At 37.4% G+C, this 19,034-nt stretch carries 14 protein-coding genes; 9 read left to right on the forward strand and 5 right to left on the reverse strand.

Annotated features, from left to right (window positions below):
• The first annotated feature begins 205 nt into the window (after window positions 1-205).
• Window positions 206-604 (forward strand): STAS/SEC14 domain-containing protein, encoded by a 399-nt coding sequence (locus DFQ03_RS11830; protein ID WP_133673385.1) that lies wholly within the window; start codon window positions 206-208, stop codon window positions 602-604.
• Between the two features lie 7 nt (window positions 605-611).
• Here the strand turns inward: DFQ03_RS11830 and DFQ03_RS11835 are convergent, their stop codons facing one another.
• Complete coding sequence (locus DFQ03_RS11835; protein WP_133673386.1) at window positions 612-2,159, reverse strand: NAD(P)H-hydrate dehydratase; 1,548 nt, start codon at window positions 2,157-2,159, stop codon at window positions 612-614.
• Between the two features lie 268 nt (window positions 2,160-2,427).
• Between DFQ03_RS11835 and thrA the strand changes: the two genes are divergently transcribed.
• The 8 genes from thrA to DFQ03_RS11875 all read left to right on the forward strand — a co-directional run bounded on the left by thrA (window position 2,428) and on the right by DFQ03_RS11875 (window position 11,199).
• Complete coding sequence (gene thrA / locus DFQ03_RS11840) at window positions 2,428-4,869, forward strand: bifunctional aspartate kinase/homoserine dehydrogenase I (protein WP_133673387.1); 2,442 nt, start codon at window positions 2,428-2,430, stop codon at window positions 4,867-4,869.
• Window positions 4,870-4,892: 23 nt separating this feature from the next.
• The gene (locus tag DFQ03_RS11845; RefSeq protein ID WP_133673388.1) at window positions 4,893-5,819 is read left to right on the forward strand and encodes a homoserine kinase; all 927 of its coding nucleotides are present in this window, start codon (window positions 4,893-4,895) and stop codon (window positions 5,817-5,819) included.
• A gap of 41 nt (window positions 5,820-5,860) precedes the next feature.
• Complete coding sequence (gene thrC / locus DFQ03_RS11850; RefSeq protein ID WP_133673389.1) at window positions 5,861-7,156, forward strand: threonine synthase; 1,296 nt, start codon at window positions 5,861-5,863, stop codon at window positions 7,154-7,156.
• Window positions 7,157-7,255: 99 nt separating this feature from the next.
• Window positions 7,256-8,341, forward strand: a complete 1,086-nt coding sequence (gene gcvT / locus DFQ03_RS11855) for a glycine cleavage system aminomethyltransferase GcvT (RefSeq protein WP_133673390.1) — start codon at window positions 7,256-7,258, stop codon at window positions 8,339-8,341.
• The gene (locus DFQ03_RS11860) at window positions 8,342-9,256 is read left to right on the forward strand and encodes a glutaminase (RefSeq protein WP_133673391.1); all 915 of its coding nucleotides are present in this window, start codon (window positions 8,342-8,344) and stop codon (window positions 9,254-9,256) included.
• Window positions 9,253-10,080 (forward strand): sugar nucleotide-binding protein, encoded by an 828-nt coding sequence (locus DFQ03_RS11865; protein ID WP_133673392.1) that lies wholly within the window; start codon window positions 9,253-9,255, stop codon window positions 10,078-10,080. The genes DFQ03_RS11860 and DFQ03_RS11865 overlap by 4 nt, the downstream gene beginning before the upstream one ends.
• Before the next feature lie 17 nt (window positions 10,081-10,097).
• Complete coding sequence (locus DFQ03_RS11870) at window positions 10,098-10,388, forward strand: 4a-hydroxytetrahydrobiopterin dehydratase (RefSeq protein ID WP_058105510.1); 291 nt, start codon at window positions 10,098-10,100, stop codon at window positions 10,386-10,388.
• Window positions 10,389-10,488: 100 nt separating this feature from the next.
• On the forward strand, window positions 10,489-11,199 hold the full coding sequence (locus DFQ03_RS11875) for a YebC/PmpR family DNA-binding transcriptional regulator (RefSeq protein WP_133673393.1): 711 nt from the start codon (window positions 10,489-10,491) through the stop codon (window positions 11,197-11,199).
• Between the two features lie 132 nt (window positions 11,200-11,331).
• On the opposite strand, the gene DFQ03_RS11880 is transcribed toward DFQ03_RS11875, so the two are convergent.
• The 4 genes from DFQ03_RS11880 to DFQ03_RS11895 all read right to left on the reverse strand — a co-directional run bounded on the left by DFQ03_RS11880 (window position 11,332) and on the right by DFQ03_RS11895 (window position 19,007).
• Window positions 11,332-16,956 carry an Ig-like domain-containing protein gene (locus DFQ03_RS11880; RefSeq protein ID WP_133673394.1) on the reverse strand — a complete coding sequence of 1,875 codons (5,625 nt, stop codon included), beginning with the start codon at window positions 16,954-16,956 and terminating at the stop codon, window positions 11,332-11,334.
• A 38-nt stretch (window positions 16,957-16,994) separates the two neighbouring features.
• Entirely contained in the window at window positions 16,995-17,507 is a 513-nt protein-coding gene (locus tag DFQ03_RS11885) for a phage tail protein (RefSeq protein WP_208295919.1), read from the reverse strand.
• 12 nt (window positions 17,508-17,519) lie between these two features.
• Window positions 17,520-18,080: a peptidase associated/transthyretin-like domain-containing protein gene (locus DFQ03_RS11890; RefSeq protein ID WP_133673396.1), complete on the reverse strand. Its 561-nt coding sequence runs from the start codon at window positions 18,078-18,080 to the stop codon at window positions 17,520-17,522.
• A 396-nt stretch (window positions 18,081-18,476) separates the two neighbouring features.
• Window positions 18,477-19,007, reverse strand: a complete 531-nt coding sequence (locus DFQ03_RS11895; RefSeq protein ID WP_133673397.1) for a 1-acyl-sn-glycerol-3-phosphate acyltransferase — start codon at window positions 19,005-19,007, stop codon at window positions 18,477-18,479.
• Window positions 19,008-19,034: the final 27 nt, after the last annotated feature.

Consider the following 19,034-nt stretch of genomic DNA (forward strand, 5'->3'; position numbering starts at 1 on the left):
ATTCACACTTTACTAGCATATAAAAAAGGAGCCCTATGTAGGGCTCCTTTTTCGTACAATTCATTTTTAATTGTAAGAATACAAATACACTGTATAGTAGGTACGCGCAGTATGAACGATATTTTCGCGTTTAAACTAAAAATTTACCTAGAGAAAGTAGTTCCTTATACTTTCGCTTTAGACACACTATATTAATACGAATAGAATGAAGATTGGATCTACCAAGAAGAAGGTAATTGTAAGGGAATACGAATTAGAAACAGGAAAAATTCAAGTATATGATAACTACATGGTATCCATCTTTGATGAGGGCGCTACGCTTACGCTAGAAAGAGCATATCAAATTATTGGTATATCTGAAATTCACTTTAGAGATAAAAACTTTGGTTTTATAAGTCTACGAAAACATTCATTTGCTATCGACCCAACCATTTACAACTATCTTAAACAATTAGACAACCTTAAAGCTTTTGCTATTGTTTCTGTCAAAGAAATTGACATGCATAACTTTAAGATTGAAAAACTGTTTTATAAAAAACCAATGAAATTTTTCATTGAATTTGATAACGCCTTAAAATGGGTAAAAAGGCGAGTTAACTCTTAAAAGAAAATCAACTTGGTTGATTTTCTTCTTCAACCACAGGTTGTTCGGGCATTTTAAACAAATCTAAATACGCACCAGCTATATTATCAATTAGATGAGATGCTGTTAAAGATTGAAAACCTGTAGATTCCACTGCAATATCACCAGCTCTACCATGCAAGTAGACTCCAAATATTGCCGCATCTAAAGCAGGGTAACCCTGAGCCCTAAGACCTGTAATTACACCTGTTAAGACATCACCACTTCCTGCAGTAGCCATACCAGGATTACCTGTTGTATTTACATAACCTTTTCCATTCTGCACTATTATAGTGTGCGCACCTTTGATCACTACAATACACTTATGCTTTTTTGAAAACTTTTTAACTTTAGCTAGTTTATCAAAGTCGTCTTCCCATTTGCCTATCAATCTTTCTAACTCTTTTGGATGCGGTGTTAAAATAGAATCTTCTGGCAAATTCTTTAATAACTCTTTATTAAGAGAAAGAATATTAAGCGCATCTGCATCAAGTACCAATGGCAGCTTATTGGTTTTTAAAAAACTAGATAAAGCCTTAACGGTTGCCTCACTTGTTCCTATTCCAACTCCTACTCCAATAACCGTTGGTTCTATTTCTATATTTATATCTGTAAGTTCATTTTCATCGGCATCTGTTAAGACCATAATTTCTGGTAATGAAGATTGCAAAATGTTATACCCTATTTTTGGCACATAAGACGTTACCAAACCGCTACCTGAATACAATGCTGCTTTAGACGATAGACATACTGATCCCATCTTACCATAACTACCTCCAATAATTAATGAATGGCCGTAAGTTCCCTTATGCCCATATTTTTCACGAGGCTTATACATTGTAAGAACTTCATTCTTTCCTATTAATTCATAATCTGTTTCTGTAACTCTTAAATATTCTGGATCTAGTCCGATATCTAAAACTTCCCACTGTTCTATATACTTTCCTGTTTCTGGTAAGAAAAATACCAGTTTCGGAGTCTGAAAACTTAATACAAAATTAGATTTTACAATAGCTTCAAAATCTTCGGGACCTTGATCCGTAAACAGACCTGAAGGTATATCAATAGAAAGTATAAAAGCCTGAGAATTATTTAAATGTTGAATAACCTTAACCACCCATGCATCAGGAGACCTATTTAATCCTATTCCGAAAATTCCGTCTACAATAATATCTTCCCTACCAATTTCTGGCAGTTCATCATCAGAATTCATAAAGTGTGGCCAAACCTTGCGATCTTTTAATCTATCTAAATTTATTAGAAAATCTTTTGAACGCTTCTCACTGTAATTTATAACATACACTTCAACATTATAACCGTGATCGACAAGGTGTCTGGCAAGAGCAATACCATCTCCCCCATTATTTCCAATACCACAGAATAAATGTATTTTTACCGGAGCACCTTGCATACGCAAATGCATCCAATTAAAGAGCTGTAAAGCTGCGCGTTCCATCAATTCATTGCTTCCTATTTCTTCTTTTTTAATAGAAATCTGATCTGCTTTATAAATCTGTTTTGCACTATATAATTTCATTCTTTATTTTTTTTACATCTAAAAAGTAACGATTCCGTAAAAAATTGTGGAATCATTTGTTTAGGATATCAAATGTACTACTTTTGATTTTCAACCATTAGTATTTATGGACTGCTATAAAACAGACATAACATTCGATTTCACTACAGCTACTATTACTTATGGTACAACAACTGCATGGTTCACCCTTAGGGGTTAAAAACTATATTTCTCCGTACCCGTGTTTAATTACACCATATCTTAAATTACAAAGTCAATATTTCATATCATGAAAGTTCTAAAATTTGGTGGTTCATCTGTAGCCAAACCCGAAAATATAATTAAAATTAAAAATATAATCTCTAAGTACAACGACCCTATAATTTTGGTTGTTTCTGCTTTAGGAGGTGTAACGGATCTATTATTAGAAGCTGGATCATTAGCTTCTACACAAGATCAATCTTACAAAGAAATTCTTAGCACATTAGAAGAAAGACACCTTTCTACCGTTAAAGAATTAATACCTGTAACGGCACAAAGCAAAGTACTTAGCAAAGTTAAGAGTGAATTCAATGTATTGGAAACTCTATTGGAAGGTGCTTATTTTATCGGAGAGATCACTCCGAAGTTATCAGATAAAATAGTAAGCTACGGCGAACTTCTTTCTTCTTACATTATTAGCGAATACCTTATTAGTGAAAAACTTGACGCCGAGTTTAAAGATAGTAGAGAGCTAATAATTACACATAAGCTTAACGGCAAGAATGTGGTTAATTTCGCAAAAACCAATGCTAACTGCGTAGATTTTTTTAAGACTTTAAACAAGAAGGTAATCGTATGCCCGGGGTTTATAGCTACTAGCGAAGAAGGTGTATCTACTACTTTAGGAAGAGGTGGTTCTGATTACACAGCCGCAATTTATGCTGCTGCTATTGATGCAGATATTTTAGAGATATGGACAGATGTTAGTGGTATGTACACTGCCAACCCAAAAATGGTGAAGCAAGCAAAAGCAATTCCACATATCTCATATGAGGAAGCTATGGAGCTTTCTCATTTCGGTGCTAAAGTACTCTACCCGCCTACTATACAACCAGTGTTATCGAAAGGGATTTCTATCGTAATCAAGAACACTTTTAGCCCTGATGAAGCTGGAACTTTAATTACAAAATCTAAAAACGAAAAAGGAAAGACAGTTCGTGGTATAAGCCATATTGGTAATATTTCCCTATTGTCTCTAGAAGGACCGGGAATGGTAGGTATACCAGGTATTTCAAAACGCTTTTTCGAAGTGCTCTCTCAAGCAGATATTAGCGTGGTATTAATTACACAAGCGTCCTCTGAGCATTCTATCTGCGTTGGTATTTCTGCCGATGATGTTGAAAAGGCAGTAAATATTGTTAATGAAGCTTTTGAATATGAAATTGAAAGAGGTCGTATAAAAGAAGTGATTCCTGAAAAAGATTTGGCAATTGTAGCCCTAGTTGGTGATAACATGAAAAGTCATCAAGGATTGAGCGGTAAAATGTTCAGTACTCTTGGTAAAAACAATGTCAATATTAGAGTGATTGCTCAAGGTGCGTCTGAAAGAAACATTTCTTGTATTATAGATGAAAAAGATGTAAAAAAAGCCCTTAACGCTTTACACGAAGAGTTTTTTGAGGAAAACATCAAACAATTAAACCTATTTGTAATGGGTGTTGGTAATGTTGGTGCAAAGTTTCTTGAGCAAATTAAAGAGCAACGTAAATTCTTGAAAGAGAATTTAAAATTGAACATTCGGGTCATCGGAATGTCAAATTCTAGGACCATGCTTTTTGATGAAAAAGGGATAGATTTAAATGACTGGTCAACAAAACTTGCGGCAGGTGAAAAAGCCGATAAAGTTAAATTTTTAGAATTAGTAAATAGTCTAAACTATAGAAATAGCATCTTTGTTGATAATACAGCAAGTGAAGAGGTTTCTAAAACCTACAGCGAATATTTAGGTAATAGTATTTCTGTGGTAACCTGTAACAAAATTGCGTGTTCTTCTGCCTTTGAGAATTATTCTCATCTAAAATCTCTAGCAAGAACATATAACGCTCCTTTCTTATTCGAAACTAACGTTGGCGCAGGTCTACCGATTATTGACACTTTAAAACATCTTATTGCATCTGGAGATAAAATCCTAAAAATTCAGGCTGTTCTGTCAGGAAGTTTAAACTTTGTTTTTAATAATTTCAATGATAAAACCACCTTTCACGATGTGGTAAAACAAGCTCAGGAAGAGGGATACACAGAACCTGATCCAAAAATTGATTTAAGCGGAGTTGATGTAATGCGTAAAATATTAATTTTGGCTCGTGAAAGTGGAAATCAATTAGAAATTAGTGATATAACAAATAACCCATTTTTACCTGAAGAGAGTTTAAACACCGATAATAATGAAGACTTCTTTGCCTCTTTAATAAAGCATGAATCTCATTTTCAGTCTTTATATACTAGAGCAAAAAATGCAGATAGTAAACTAAAGTATGTTGCTCAATTTGATAATGGTAAAGCAAGTGTAGGTTTACAAGAAATACCTAAAGGACACGATTTTTACAACCTAGAGGGCAGCGATAATATCGTACTTTTTTACACTGAAAGATATCCAAATCAACCAATGATTATCAAAGGTGCCGGTGCCGGTGCTGCAGTTACAGCATCTGGTATATTTGCAGATATTATACGAATTGGTAATTTCTAAATTTCATAACAAGAGTATTCATTATGAGCCAAAACGAAATTAAAGTTTTTTGTCCCGCTACGGTTGCAAACATTTCATGCGGATTTGATGTTCTAGGCGTTGCCCTTGATTCTGTCGGTGATGAAATGGTGGTTAGAAAAGTTTCCCAAAAGGGTATTAGAATTACCAAACTAACAGGACAAGATCTACCTAAAGAAACCTTGAACAATGTTGCGGGTGTTGCCGGTAATGCCTTTCTATTGGCATCTGATTATGATGGTGGATTCGAAATTGAAATCAATAAAAAAATAAAACCTGGAAGTGGTATCGGTAGTAGCGCTGCAAGTTCTGCTGGTGCTGTTTGGGCAATGAACCATCTATTGGGTAGCCCGTTCAGTAAAACAGAATTAGTGAATTTTGCCATGGAAGGTGAACGTTTGGCAAGTGATGTTGCCCATGCCGATAATGTGGCCCCTGCCCTATTCGGAGGCTTTACTCTTGTGCGTAGCTATAGTCCGTTAGACGTAATTGCAATCCCATCTCCCACAGAATTATATGTTACTATTATACATCCGCAGATAGAAATAAAAACATCAGATTCTAGAAAGATTTTGAAAACCACTATCTCTATGGAAACTGGAATTAAACAATGGGGAAATGTAGGTGGCTTGGTTGCCGGCTTATTTAAAGAAGATTACGACTTAATCGGTCGCTCATTAGAAGACCATATTGTAGAGCCTATACGTTCTATATTGATTCCCGGTTTTGACGAAGTTAAAAAGGTTTCTCTTGAAGCTGGTGCATTAGGATCAGGTATATCAGGATCAGGACCATCAATCTTCGCATTTAGTAAAGGGAGCGAAACAGCTATAAAAGTCGGTAATGCAATGAAAACAGTTTATGATAAAATCGGCATAGCTTACGAAATACATGTTTCAAAAATTAATATGGAAGGCGTTAAACTTTTATAAGTTCAACAGCATTACATTTATAACATTTAAAAATATTCAGCTTGAAATTCTATAGTTTAAATAATACAGCACCCGAAGTTTCTTTTGATACTGCCGTTGTCAATGGTATTGCACCTGATAAAGGTTTGTATTTTCCAGAAGAAATTAATCCGTTACCAAGTTCTTTTTTTGAGAATATAGATACTTTGTCTAATGAAGAAATTGCATTTACGGCAATACAGCAATTTGTATCGGGTATTGTTCCTGATGATGTCTTGAAGGATATTTTAAAAGAGGTGTTGGACTTTGATTTTCCGGTAGTTGAAATCACTCCCAATATAGGAACTCTAGAGCTTTTTCATGGTCCGACCATGGCATTTAAAGATGTTGGCGCTCGTTTTATGGCACAATGCTTAGGCTATTTCTCAAGGTCTACAAAAAATGAAGTTACGGTACTTGTAGCTACTTCTGGTGATACAGGTGGTGCCGTTGCTAATGGCTTTTTAGGTGTTTCAGGTGTGAACGTAGTTATACTATACCCTAACGGAAAAGTAAGCGATATTCAAGAAAGACAGTTAACTACTCTAGGTAAAAATATTACCGCTCTAGAAGTTGATGGTACTTTTGACGATTGCCAGGCTATGGTAAAGAATGCCTTTTTAGACAAAGAACTTCTGGAACATATGAAATTGACTTCGGCAAATTCTATTAATGTTGCTCGTTGGTTACCACAGTTATTTTATTTTTTGTTTGCCTATAAACAAGCGAAACCCAAAGGTAAAGAAATTGTATTCTCTGTTCCTTCCGGTAATTTCGGTAATATATGTGCAGGCTTAGTTGCACAACGATTAGGCATGCCTGTAAAGCACTTTATAGCCTCTACAAACGTGAACGATACTGTACCGCAGTTTATGCTAACAAAAGAGTATACCCCTAAACCATCAACAGCTACGATTTCTAATGCAATGGATGTTGGTGATCCTAGTAATTTTATAAGAATAAGACATTTGTTTCAAGACGATTTTGAAGTACTAAAAGAGAACCTTTCCTCCTATCCTTTTGATGATAATCAAACAAAGGATGCCTTAAAGGAAATTTACAATATAAACGGATATATTGCTGATCCTCATGGTGCTGTAGGTTACTTGGGATTAAAGAAATATCAAGAAAAACACCCAAATACTTATGGTATTTTCTTAGAAACTGCCCACCCCGTAAAATTCTTGGATATTGTTGAAGAAACGCTTAATGTAAAATTAGAAATCCCCTCTCAAATTCAAAAAGTAATGGGTAAAAGTAAAAAATCAATCAAGATTTCAACCTATAGCGGACTTAAAGATTTTCTATTGAAATCTTAGTCCTCAAGTAATGGCTACAATATTTTCCTAATTCGGGGTTTAGCCACATTTGCTTCTATTTATTTTCGATAAATTTGTATCGCCAATAAATATAAAAAGATGAAAAATACTGCGCTTACCACAACTCACGAATCTCTTGGTGCCAAAATGGTTCCATTTGCCGGTTATAATATGCCCGTTTCTTATGAAGGTGTTAATGCCGAACATGAAACTGTACGAAAAGGTGTGGGAGTTTTTGATGTATCGCATATGGGCGAGTTTTTAATCTCTGGCCCTACAGCATTAGATTTAATTCAAAAAGTATCATCTAACGATGCGACGAAACTGACTATTGGCAGAGCACAATACAGTTGTTTACCAAATGAAACTGGTGGTATTGTTGACGACCTTATCATTTACAAAATTAAAGAAGAACAATATTTATTAGTGGTGAACGCTTCGAATATTGAAAAAGACTGGAATCATATTTCATCTTACAACGATGAATTTAATGCAGATATGAAAAACATATCTGAAGGGTATTCACTTTTAGCTATTCAAGGTCCTAAGGCTGTTGAAGCTATGCAATCTTTAACTTCTGTCAATTTAGCCGATATAAAATTTTATCACTTTGAAGTTGCCGATTTTGCAGGTATAGAAAATGTAATTATTTCTGCAACAGGATATACTGGATCTGGCGGATTTGAAATTTACTGTAAGAACGACGAGGTAAAACAAATATGGGACAAGGTTTTTGAAGCGGGAGCAGATTTCGGAATTAAACCAATCGGATTGGCAGCGAGAGATACCTTACGTTTAGAAATGGGATACTGTCTTTACGGTAATGATATCGACGACAACACCTCTCCGATTGAAGCTGGATTAGGATGGGTGACAAAATTTAATAAGGATTTTGTCAACTCTGCAGCATTAGAAAAAGAGAAACAACAAGGACCAGAGCGCAAATTGGTTGCTTTTGAACTAGATGCACGTGGTATACCTAGACATGGTTATGATATTGTTGATGGTAATGGCAAAACAATAGGCGTTGTAACTTCAGGTACTATGTCACCTTCAATAGGTACTGGTATCGGCTTAGGTTATGTTCCACCAATTTTTTCAGATTTAGGTAGTAAAATCAACATTCAAATTCGAAAAAATGCGGTTCCTGCAAGTGTAGTTAAATTACCTTTTTACAAAAAATAAATGATAGATTTTCAACATATTCTTACCTCAATTAATGAAGCGGCATCTAATGAAAAAGATAAAGGTAAGATTGCAGATTATATACCTGAATTAGCAAAAGTTAATGTTGACAATTTTGGAATACATCTTATAGATATTCAACAAAATAATTTTTCTGCCGGAAAATCTGATGAAAAATTTTCGATTCAAAGTATCTCAAAGGTCTTATCGCTTTCTATGGCCTTAGGACTCATTGGAGAAAAAGTTTGGAAACGTGTCGATGTTGAACCTTCTGGAGATCCTTTCAATCATTTGTCTCTTTTAGAATTAGAAAACGGAATTCCGAGAAATCCGTTAATAAATCCTGGTGCAATTGTAATTGCCGATATTCTAGTTTCTAAATTAGAACATCCGAAGGAAGAATTTTTATCCTACGTTCAAAATATTGCAAATGACGATACTATAGCATATGATTTAGGTGTAGCAAAATCTGAAAAACGGACAGGATTTCGAAATTTTGCAGCTGCCAACCTATTAAAATCATACGGCAATCTAAATAATGATGTTGATATCGTTCTAGATTTTTATTTTCATCAATGTTCACTTGCTATGAACTGTGTTCAATTAACGAACACTTTTTTCATGTTCATGAACAATGGAAAGTGCAGAAGAAATAATACGTTGTTGACCATATCACAAGTAAAACGTATTAATGCCATAATGTTGACTTGCGGCTTTTATGACGAAGCAGGTGAGTTTGCTTTTGAAGTCGGTCTTCCTGGTAAAAGTGGAGTTGGTGGCGGTATTGTTGCATTTCTACCAAATAAATTCTGTGTGGCTACTTGGTCTCCCGGACTCAACCCCAAAGGAAATTCTAAATTAGGAATGCTTGCTTTAGAAAAATTAACCACAGAAACTGAACTTTCTATTTTTTGAAATTAGACACAAAAAAAATATTGATTCTTGGCGGCAGCGGTTTCATAGGTAATGCGATTTACAAAGAGCTTTGTAATTACTTCGATACCTATGGCACCTATTGTCATGCCGCAAATTCCTTCTCCTCTAATAAACAATTTGTACATTATAATTTAGAGGAAGATGATATTGTTGAAGTTTTAGAAACCGTTAAGCCACAAGTTATAGTTTCTGCCTTAAGAGGAAATTTTGCTGCTTTGGTAATCGCCCACAATCATATTGCCGAATACATTTCTAAAGAAGATTGTAAAATATACTTTATATCATCTGCCAATGTTTTTGATGCGTACAGTAAATATCCATCTTACGAAATGGACAAGACCTTATCTGAGAGTGTTTATGGCAGACTAAAAATAAAAATTGAAAATATGCTGCTTAGGTTGCCGAAAGATAAAATGGCTATCTTAAGAGTGCCTATGGTATTTGGCAATAGCTCCCCTAGAGTTAAGGATATGAAAAAGGCTATTATAGCAAATGAACCTGTAGAAGTATTTCCTAATTTGATATTAAATGTCGCTAATGATGATAAGCTTACTCAGCAAATTCATTACCTTATCAATAGAAATAAAACAGGTATTTACCATTTAGGGAGCAATGACCTAACGCATCATGAAGATTTTATAAAAGAAGTTTTAGAACGTGTAGGTAATTTTAATCCCATTATAAAAAGGGTATATACCACTAATGAAGACAGGTATTTGGCAGTCTTACCAAAGACTAATAAATTACCTAAAAATTTACAGTTTACTTTTCAAGATATTATTGACCATCATGTTTTAAATTAGTAACAATTATGAAAGAAATGGAAAAATTTACTGACCAGCAAATAGCGGACTATTTGGGTCAACTTGACGGATGGGAGTATGTGGATGGCGCCATAGAAACCACATTTGAATTTAAGAATTTCAAAGAAGCCTTTTCTGTAATGACTCGTATTGCTTTTGAATGTGAAGCACAAGGTCATCACCCAGATTGGAGTAATGTTTATAATACCTTAAATATTCGCCTAAACACACATGACGCTAATGGTGTTACCGAAAAAGATTTTGTTCTAGCCAGAACTATCGAAGACATAATAGAAAGTGAATTTTAATAATCGATACTAATTACAGATAAAAAGGTTAATAAGGAAATTCGATTTAATGATTTCTGAACATTGCCTGTTTTTGTACATTTGTTTAAAATAATTTACCATGGGAAGAGCTTTTGAATTTAGAAAAGCACGTAAAATGAAAAGATGGTCTGCAATGTCCAAAGCCTTTACACGCATAGGCAAAGATATTGTAATGGCTGTAAAAGAAGGTGGGCCAGATCCAGATTCTAATTCAAGATTAAGAGCAGTCATACAGAATGCCAAGTCGGTCAACATGCCAAAAGACAATGTTGAACGTGCTATAAAAAGAGCAAGTGATAAAAGCCTTGGTGATTATAAAGAAGTATTATTTGAAGGATACGCACCTCACGGAATCGCTGTATTGGTAGAAACTGCTACAGATAATAACACACGAACGGTTGCCAATGTTAGAAGTTACTTTAATAAGTGTAATGGCAACTTAGGCACTTCCGGCTCTGTTGAGTTTATGTTTGACCACACCTGTAATTTTAGAATACCTGCGGATGGTATTGACCCTGAAGAACTAGAATTAGAATTGATAGATTTTGGTGCAGAAGAAGTATTCGTTGATGATGACGGTATTTTAATTTATGGACCATTCGAAAGTTTCGGTGCCTTACAAAAAGAATTAGAAAATAGGGAACTTGAAATATTATCATCAGGTTTTGAAAGAATACCTCAAGTAACCAAAGCACTTAACGAAGAAGAAGCTGCCGATGTAGAAAAGCTTCTAGAAAAATTAGAAGAGGATGATGATGTACAGAACGTTTATCACTCTATGGAGGAATAACTAACTAGTTAATTTAAAAAAAAGCCACCTATATAGGTGGCTTTTTCAATTTGTTGAAATTCAAATTACATGTTCTCTGACAATTTTAGGTATACTAATCAAATACACCATTTTGCATATAGGAATAAATACTTATTTACCTAAAATCTTCAAGATATCTTTACCATAATCAGATGACATATGAATAAAATACATACCTACTGGTAATTCATTAACATATAGCTTTATTTCATTTTCACCTTCTTTTAGATCATATCTTCCAAAATCCTGAACTTTCTGACCTATTGCATCATATATAGATAACTTCCCTGTCATTTTTCTTGGTGATTCTATTTTAAGGTTTATTTCATTCTTAAATGGTACAGGATAAGCAGTCAGATCCACATTGGTTGTTGCTGCTTTTTTAGGTACTGTCACATTCGGACAAACATTTGCGTGAAGAATTACATAAAAATTATCCATATCGCCAGCACTCAAATTTTCAAACGTATAGGTGTTAAAATCTCCATTTACATCATCTTTATAAGGATACTGCCCAGGTGCGACGGTTTGCCTGCCATTATTACTTAAAGGAATCGGATTGCTTCCTACATATAATTGAGCCTCAGTCACCTTATAACCATTTAAAACAGAAACTGTTACATCAACAAAACCATTCTTGTATACCACCACTACGTTACCAACCAATGCGCCTTTTGTAATATCACATTGACCGGCAGCTGCATATAAATCTAGTTCATAATTGCCATTTATAGATGGTATGCTATTAGTCCATCCCCAACGATTTGCGTCAAAACTAGAAATATCTAAGAAACAAGTTCTAACATTTTCATCGGCAGATCTAGCAAACGCCGTCTCACATTGGTCGATGGTTCCTGTATTGCAATTTAAACCTTCGTCAATGTCGCCGTCACCATCGTTGTCCACTCCGTCACATTCCTCAACATCACAACCGTCAGGTATGCCGTCACCGTCGGTATCCACATTATCATCCGATCCTGGACAGATATCCTCACAGTCCGATACACCATCACCATCGGTGTCTATTGTATCATCACAGTCATCCTCACAGTCCGAAATGCCATCGCCATCGGTGTCGATTGTGTCATCACAAGTATCCTGGCAATCCGAAATGCCATCGCCATCGGTGTCAATTGTGTCATCACAAGTATCCTCACAGTCCGAAATGCCATCGCCGTCAGAGTCTATCGTATCGTCACAAGTATCCTTACAGTCCGAAATGCCATCACCATCGGTGTCGATTGTGTCATCACAAGTATCCTCACAGTTCGAAATGCCATCGCCGTCAGTGTCGATTGTGTCATCACAAGTATCCTGGCAATCCGAAATGCCATCGCCGTCTGAGTCTATCGTATCGTCACAAGTATCCTCACAGTCCGAAATGCCATCACCATCGGTGTCGATTGTGTCATCACAAGTATCCTCACAGTCCGAAATGCCATCGCCATCGGTGTCGATTGTGTCATCACAAGTATCCTGGCAATCCGAAATGCCATCGCCGTCTGAGTCTATCGTATCGTCACAAGTATCCTCACAGTCCGAAATGCCATCGCCATCGGTGTCGATTGTGTCATCACAAGTATCCTCACAGTCCGAAATGCCATCACCATCGGTGTCGATTGTGTCATCACAAGTATCCTCACAGTCCGAAATGCCATCGCCGTCACTATCGATTCTATCATCGCAATCGTCCTGACAATCAGAGATACCATCGTCGTCTTGGTCAAAGCCTTCATCTATGTCGCCATCACCGTCGTTGTCAACACCGTCACATACCTCTTCGTTGGGTTGGTTTATGGTAATACTGCATCTCGATGTCGCACCAGTGGCATCCGTTATCGTTACATAATGGGTGCCTGCACTTAGATTATTGTTTAATTGTTCTGTTGATCCATCGTCCCATTTAAATGTATGTGGTCTATACCCACCGTTACCATGAACCATGGCAGAACCATCTTTAGCACCGTGAATACTTACGTTCCCATAAAGATTTATCCAGCAGTACAGTTCCTTGGCTATGTCTATTTGAGCAATGCTTATGCACCCTTCAGCATCGGTTACCGTAACGCTATGCATACCATAGGTTATCGTCGTAGCGGTCTGGGTGGTCTCGCCATTGTCCCATAAATAGGTGTATTGACCAGTACCTCCTTTCGGATATACTGTGGCAATACCATCGGTAGTCTCATGGTCAGTAGTAAGTTTCTCTTGTTCAATACTCGTCGTAAAGTCATTACAGTTACCAGTACTCGGTTCTGTTATGGTAACACTGCATTGAGATGTTGCCCCGGTGGCATCTGTAATGGTCACATAATGTGTTCCTACCGTTAACCCCGTATTCAGTTCTTTGGTAGAACCATCGTCCCAAAGAAAAGTGAAAGGCCTATAACCTCCGTGGCCATATACACGTGCCATACCGTCATTGCCACCACGCACACTTACATTTTGCACCAAATTTGTCCAACAGTACAGCTCTTTGGCAATATCTATTTGGCAATTGGTCTCGCATCCATTAGAATCGGTGACCGTTACACTGTGCATGCCATACGTTAACGTGGTTGCTGTTTGTGTCGTTTCGCCATTATCCCATAGATACGTGAACTGGTCAGTTCCCCCCGTCACATTGACCGTAGCGACACCGTCAGTAGTCTCATGGTCGGTAGTCAGCACATCTTGTAGAATGTTACAGACCAACGGCTGGTTGTTGGTGACCATAAACGGCTCCGATAAGTTCTTGCAACCAAATTCATTGGTCACTTCTACGGTATAACTGCCTTCCGTTACCGATATGGTCTGGGTGGTTTCACCTCCTGGTGACCATAGATAACTGGAATATCCAACTCCGGCATCCAGCACCACGCCGTTGCCGCCATGGCAATAGCTGTCATCTCCGGTGATCTCGACTATAGGGGCCGGGTTCACCGTCAAGGTCGCCGCTTCACTCGTTGTTGTACAATCATCGGAAGGGTCGTTCGGTGTACCGTTGTCCGAGGTCACTCTGACACGAAATAGCCAACCATCGGCATTAATGACCGCCCCTTGTGCAGGGATATCAAGAACATTTTCGGTAGCATTAGGATAATAATCCCATGATGCGCCAACAGCAAATAAATATTCCCATTGATAGGAGAGCATACCATTACCGGTGGCCTCTACCCTAAAACTATAGGGTTCTTTTTCACAAACTACAAAATCCATTGGTTGTGCTTCGATTACAACCTCGCATGCAGATTTTACAGTGACCGTTGAAGTACAGATGGCTGTATTGCCTGCAGTATCCACAACAATCAGTTCTACTATATTGGTCCCAATATCTGCATTGGTAAAGTCGATGCTCTGCGGTAACAACCCTGGTGTCCCCCCTTTACCTACAATTACGGTAATCTTGGTTTCACCAACTCTGGCACCGCTGCCATCAAATGCTTTTAAGTACACCTCATAGGTGCCATCAACCGTTGGGTCGAAGGTCTTACCCGCCAATTCATTGAAGAAATCAAGGTTCCATGAGTTCTGCGCTACATTGTTCGCTGCCAATAACCCTGCATAGGATGCTGGATCCGTAGCCTCCACACCACCACCATTGGTCGTCATATTAGTACCGATGGCATGGTCCGCAAAGGGCTGATTAATAGGGTCGAATACATAATAATCGGTGCCTGTACTGGCATCGAAATCAATACCCATTTCATAGGTAAGACCGCTAAGTTTATCGCCTGCAGTGCTTGTAGGGTCGGTGTTTACGCTCCACTCAAAATTCCAACCTGCCCTGCTCGCAGGTGATCCAGCCATGGCTAAATGTTGGTACGTTCCGTCACCATTACTGTTAAAGGTGTTCATAGGAGTCGGGTAGCGAACCTTTGCCCGTAGGCCAAGTTCTACACTACCTGTTTGGTTTACCGTAAAACTGCCATTGGCATTCCCAGAACCAAAAATGGCATCGGGTGTTGCGTTCTGGTCAAATACTCTTGCGACCCTGCGTTGTACGCCGTACGTAATACTGCCCTCGTTGTCGCTAGAACCGTTATCGATATCGGTGACACTGACCGTAGCGTTGCCGTTAGGGTCCAATTGAACCATAACGTCTTGGCAAACGGCTACTGGGGGGGCATTGTCCGGTGCAACCTCGATTGAAATAGTCTGGACACATGAAGTTGAATTACCAGTATTATCAAAGGCAGTCCATGTTCTAGTTATTCTTTGGCTAATAGGAGCATTCCAAATAGAACTAAATCCGTTAACTTCTTCCACCACATCGGCAAAACTAATTGCATCGATTCCATTAGCATCCGTTGCATCTGGAGAACCAGTATTCGCGGGATCTGTAGGTGAGCCGAACGCAATAAAAACATCTGCTGGGCAGGTAATGACTGGGGGGGTATTGTCAACAGGCACAGCCGTCGTGAATACCCAGCCGGTAGTGGGATCAATACCTCCAAAATCATTACCTGCCAAATCTTCTAACCCACCTTCAGGGATACCAACCGAAATACTGGCATTGGATGGCAAATCTGCTGTTGGATTTATGGTCAAAGTGCTTCCACCGATGGTCACCTGAGAATCATCAATGGGGATAGTGACCACAGGTACTAAATTCGCTAAAATTATAATATTATTCCCCGAGACCGCCTGTACGTCCTCATTGAATTCTACCACCAAATTGGCATCAACGGCAACATCGGTTGCTCCGTTTAAAGGAGTAAGGGATGAAATTGTGGGTGGTGTATCATCAACATTCGTTACAGTAATGCTGATATCTTGCATTGCGGCTAATCCCCCGCTATCGGTTACGGTTACTTGAAATTCATATATATTATTACCACCTTCATCTTCTGCGTTTTCAAAATCTGGTGCGTTCATAAATGTTACTTCACCTGTTACCTCATCTATATTGAAAAGTAGTTGGTCTACACCATCTCCGGTAAGACTGTACGTTAAACCTGGTCCTTCTACATCTATATCATCAGAAGCCTCTACATGTATAGCTAATGTTTGATTTTCTTCTACATTTGCTGTACTTGAACTTGTAATTGTTGGTGGTGTATTTACAGGACCTACAGTTATGGTACCGAGGTTTACATCTACAGTTCCCGGAAAAACATTGGTATTATCACTAACCCAATTCACCGGATTATGAAGAATGGAACGAATCTCCTCTGCTGTACCTGATAACGGACATAAGCCTGTTGAGCAACTAAATTGCCAATTATCTTGCTCTATTGGAAATCGTATTGCCGTATCACCAGTGGTCAACGCATCTGGTAAAGCTGAAGTTGTATTGCTCGTTGCAGCGCCATCCCAATTGGCATCATCGCTTCCTGTACCAATATTCAGTTGCATACCTGCTATAAATATAGGGTTAGAAATAGCACCTTGAATGGCAAACAATTGATCCCCTAAAACCGTAAAAGCCGCAGCATTTGGGCTTAAATTTGAAAAATTCAATATCACAACTTCACCTGCAGTAAGTGCAGATCCTGAAGTCCAAGTAAATTCACCATCACCAACCGCCAATGGTTCAACAAAACCAGTACCATCGTTCCAACCTCTATCTGTAAAAATTATTGAAGTATTAATATCAACGTCTTTTAGCAGTACAAATGCGAAAGAATCGTCTGCATCTTCGACTCCATCAGTATTGACACCTAGAAATGCGATATCACCCGCAGTTAAAGAGGTCTGTGCTAATGCAAGAAATGTAGTAAGGTAAAATACCAATAATAAAGTAAATTTTTTCATATTGTCCGGTTTTGGTTGGTGAGTTTTTATACTATTAATTAACTTCTAGATGGGAATATTCCAACAAGAGCTATGACGTAATAAATTCCTAATGAAGGCTGCATGTTAGTAATCGGTACATTACCCCCAGTATTACTTACAGGCAGTGTTGCCATAGTTGTATCACTGGTTGTACCAAAACCATCAAAACCTGCACCCGCTATAAAATTTCCAGTAGGAACTTCAGCATTAGCTTCTTCCTTTGCCGGTAAATTAACTGTATGTTTATGAGAAGGTAAATTAGCTTCAGTTAAAAAATTATTTTCAACTCCGAATCTCTGACCCCATGCTCTATTTTGCAAACCTGGGCCTTGACCTACATGTACTGCCAATCTACCGCGTAAATCGGGTAGACCAAAGGTGGTTCTTCCATCGCCACCGTATGTGGTTCCGAGTAATGAAAATAATGCAGAATTTGATGCAATAGATAAAAGTTGACCATCGCATAATGCCCATCCTCGCGGTGCAAAATTAAAGCCTACCATCATTATTTGTCCTATAAATGGTTCCATAATTATTTACGTTTAGTTGTTAATTGAAATATTGAAATCGATTGTTGATTTATTTAAAAAAGTAGAGAAAGAAGGGAAACGTATGTTTTCAGCTAATTGCTGATTTTGTTCCCAATGTTTATCTGTAATATGTGCTCCAAAATCACTGAACAATAGTTCTGTAAAAATGGTTTTACCATCATTTGAAATTTTAAAATAAATACGGTGTTGTTTACCTGGCTCACGGTTTGGCCAGTCTGTTATAAACTGATACTTGCCATCGTCATCGGTATACATTTTACCGCGATGTTTATAAACCTGTTTTTCTGGAGATAAATGCCATACCTCTACAAAGGCATTTGGTATCGTAGTTTTGCCCGAAGCATCATATATTTTACCAGATACAGATACTTCTTTACCAAAAAGGGAAGTTCGTAAATCTGTTTTATAATCTGTATAGGGGTTGTAGCCCTTAAATGGTGCACTATCAGAACCTAATTCTTTTGCGATTGCCCCTGTTGGAACACAAATAAGCCCTGTTGCTACCAACAAAGACTTACCAAGAAAAAGACGTCTTGGGTAATTTTTTTCCATTCTAGTTATTTTAGGTTAATAGATAACTAGACCAATTTCAAGTAAGCAATGGGTTTAAAAAAACTAATAGTTATACAACAAGTCCATCAGAATATGGAAGGGGGGAAAACCGGTTGGATATGGTTTTATTCAATTCTTTGAAAATAAGAATTATTTAAAGTTTTAGGTATCTTTAATGTTCTTTTTTTCGATATACTGTATAGTTAATAGGTTAAACTACCATAATTTCGAACAATAAAAGATTCAAAGAAACTCTCACACAACTTCAATAGTTAAGGATTTCGAGAAAATCATTCTTTTAAAGTAATACATTTAACACTAAATAAATGGAAAATTATCTACTATACAACGAGTAGATATTTAGAAAATTTCAATAACGAAACGAACTAGAAAATACTATAAATGCTTCCCCACAACCCCCTCAAAAAAAGCATGATACTTAATAAAATCAGCGTCTTTATCTTCTGTTGGAATAAGGGGCTCTGATAATTTTATTTCTTTCTTACCGTAGTCAAAGGCGACTAGTACAATAGGTACATTTGCAGTTTTAGCGATGAAATAAAAACCTGTTTTCCATTTTTCTACTTTTTTTCTTGTGCCTTCTGGTGAAAGTGCCAACCTGAATTTTTTTCGTTCGCTGAAAATTTGCGCTGTCGCTTTTACCGTATCACTGTTTTTTGTACGATCTATAGGTGCACCACCTGTCCATCTAAAAAACCATCCGAATGGTGGTTTGAATAAACTCTTTTTTCCTATATAATTAATTTCTTCTTGCCAAACTGCACGAATTAATAGTCCTAAAAGAAAATCCCACCAACTGGTATGTGGCACCACAATAGCTACAAACTTATCTAAATGAGAGGGAAATTCTCCATTTAGTTTCCACCCTAGAATTTTAAAATATATAAATTTTGCTATTTGTTGCATACGACAAGGGTATTGATTTGCCTTACC

The sequence above is a fragment of the Maribacter caenipelagi genome, assembly GCF_004364175.1.
Taxonomy (GTDB): domain Bacteria; phylum Bacteroidota; class Bacteroidia; order Flavobacteriales; family Flavobacteriaceae; genus Maribacter; species Maribacter caenipelagi.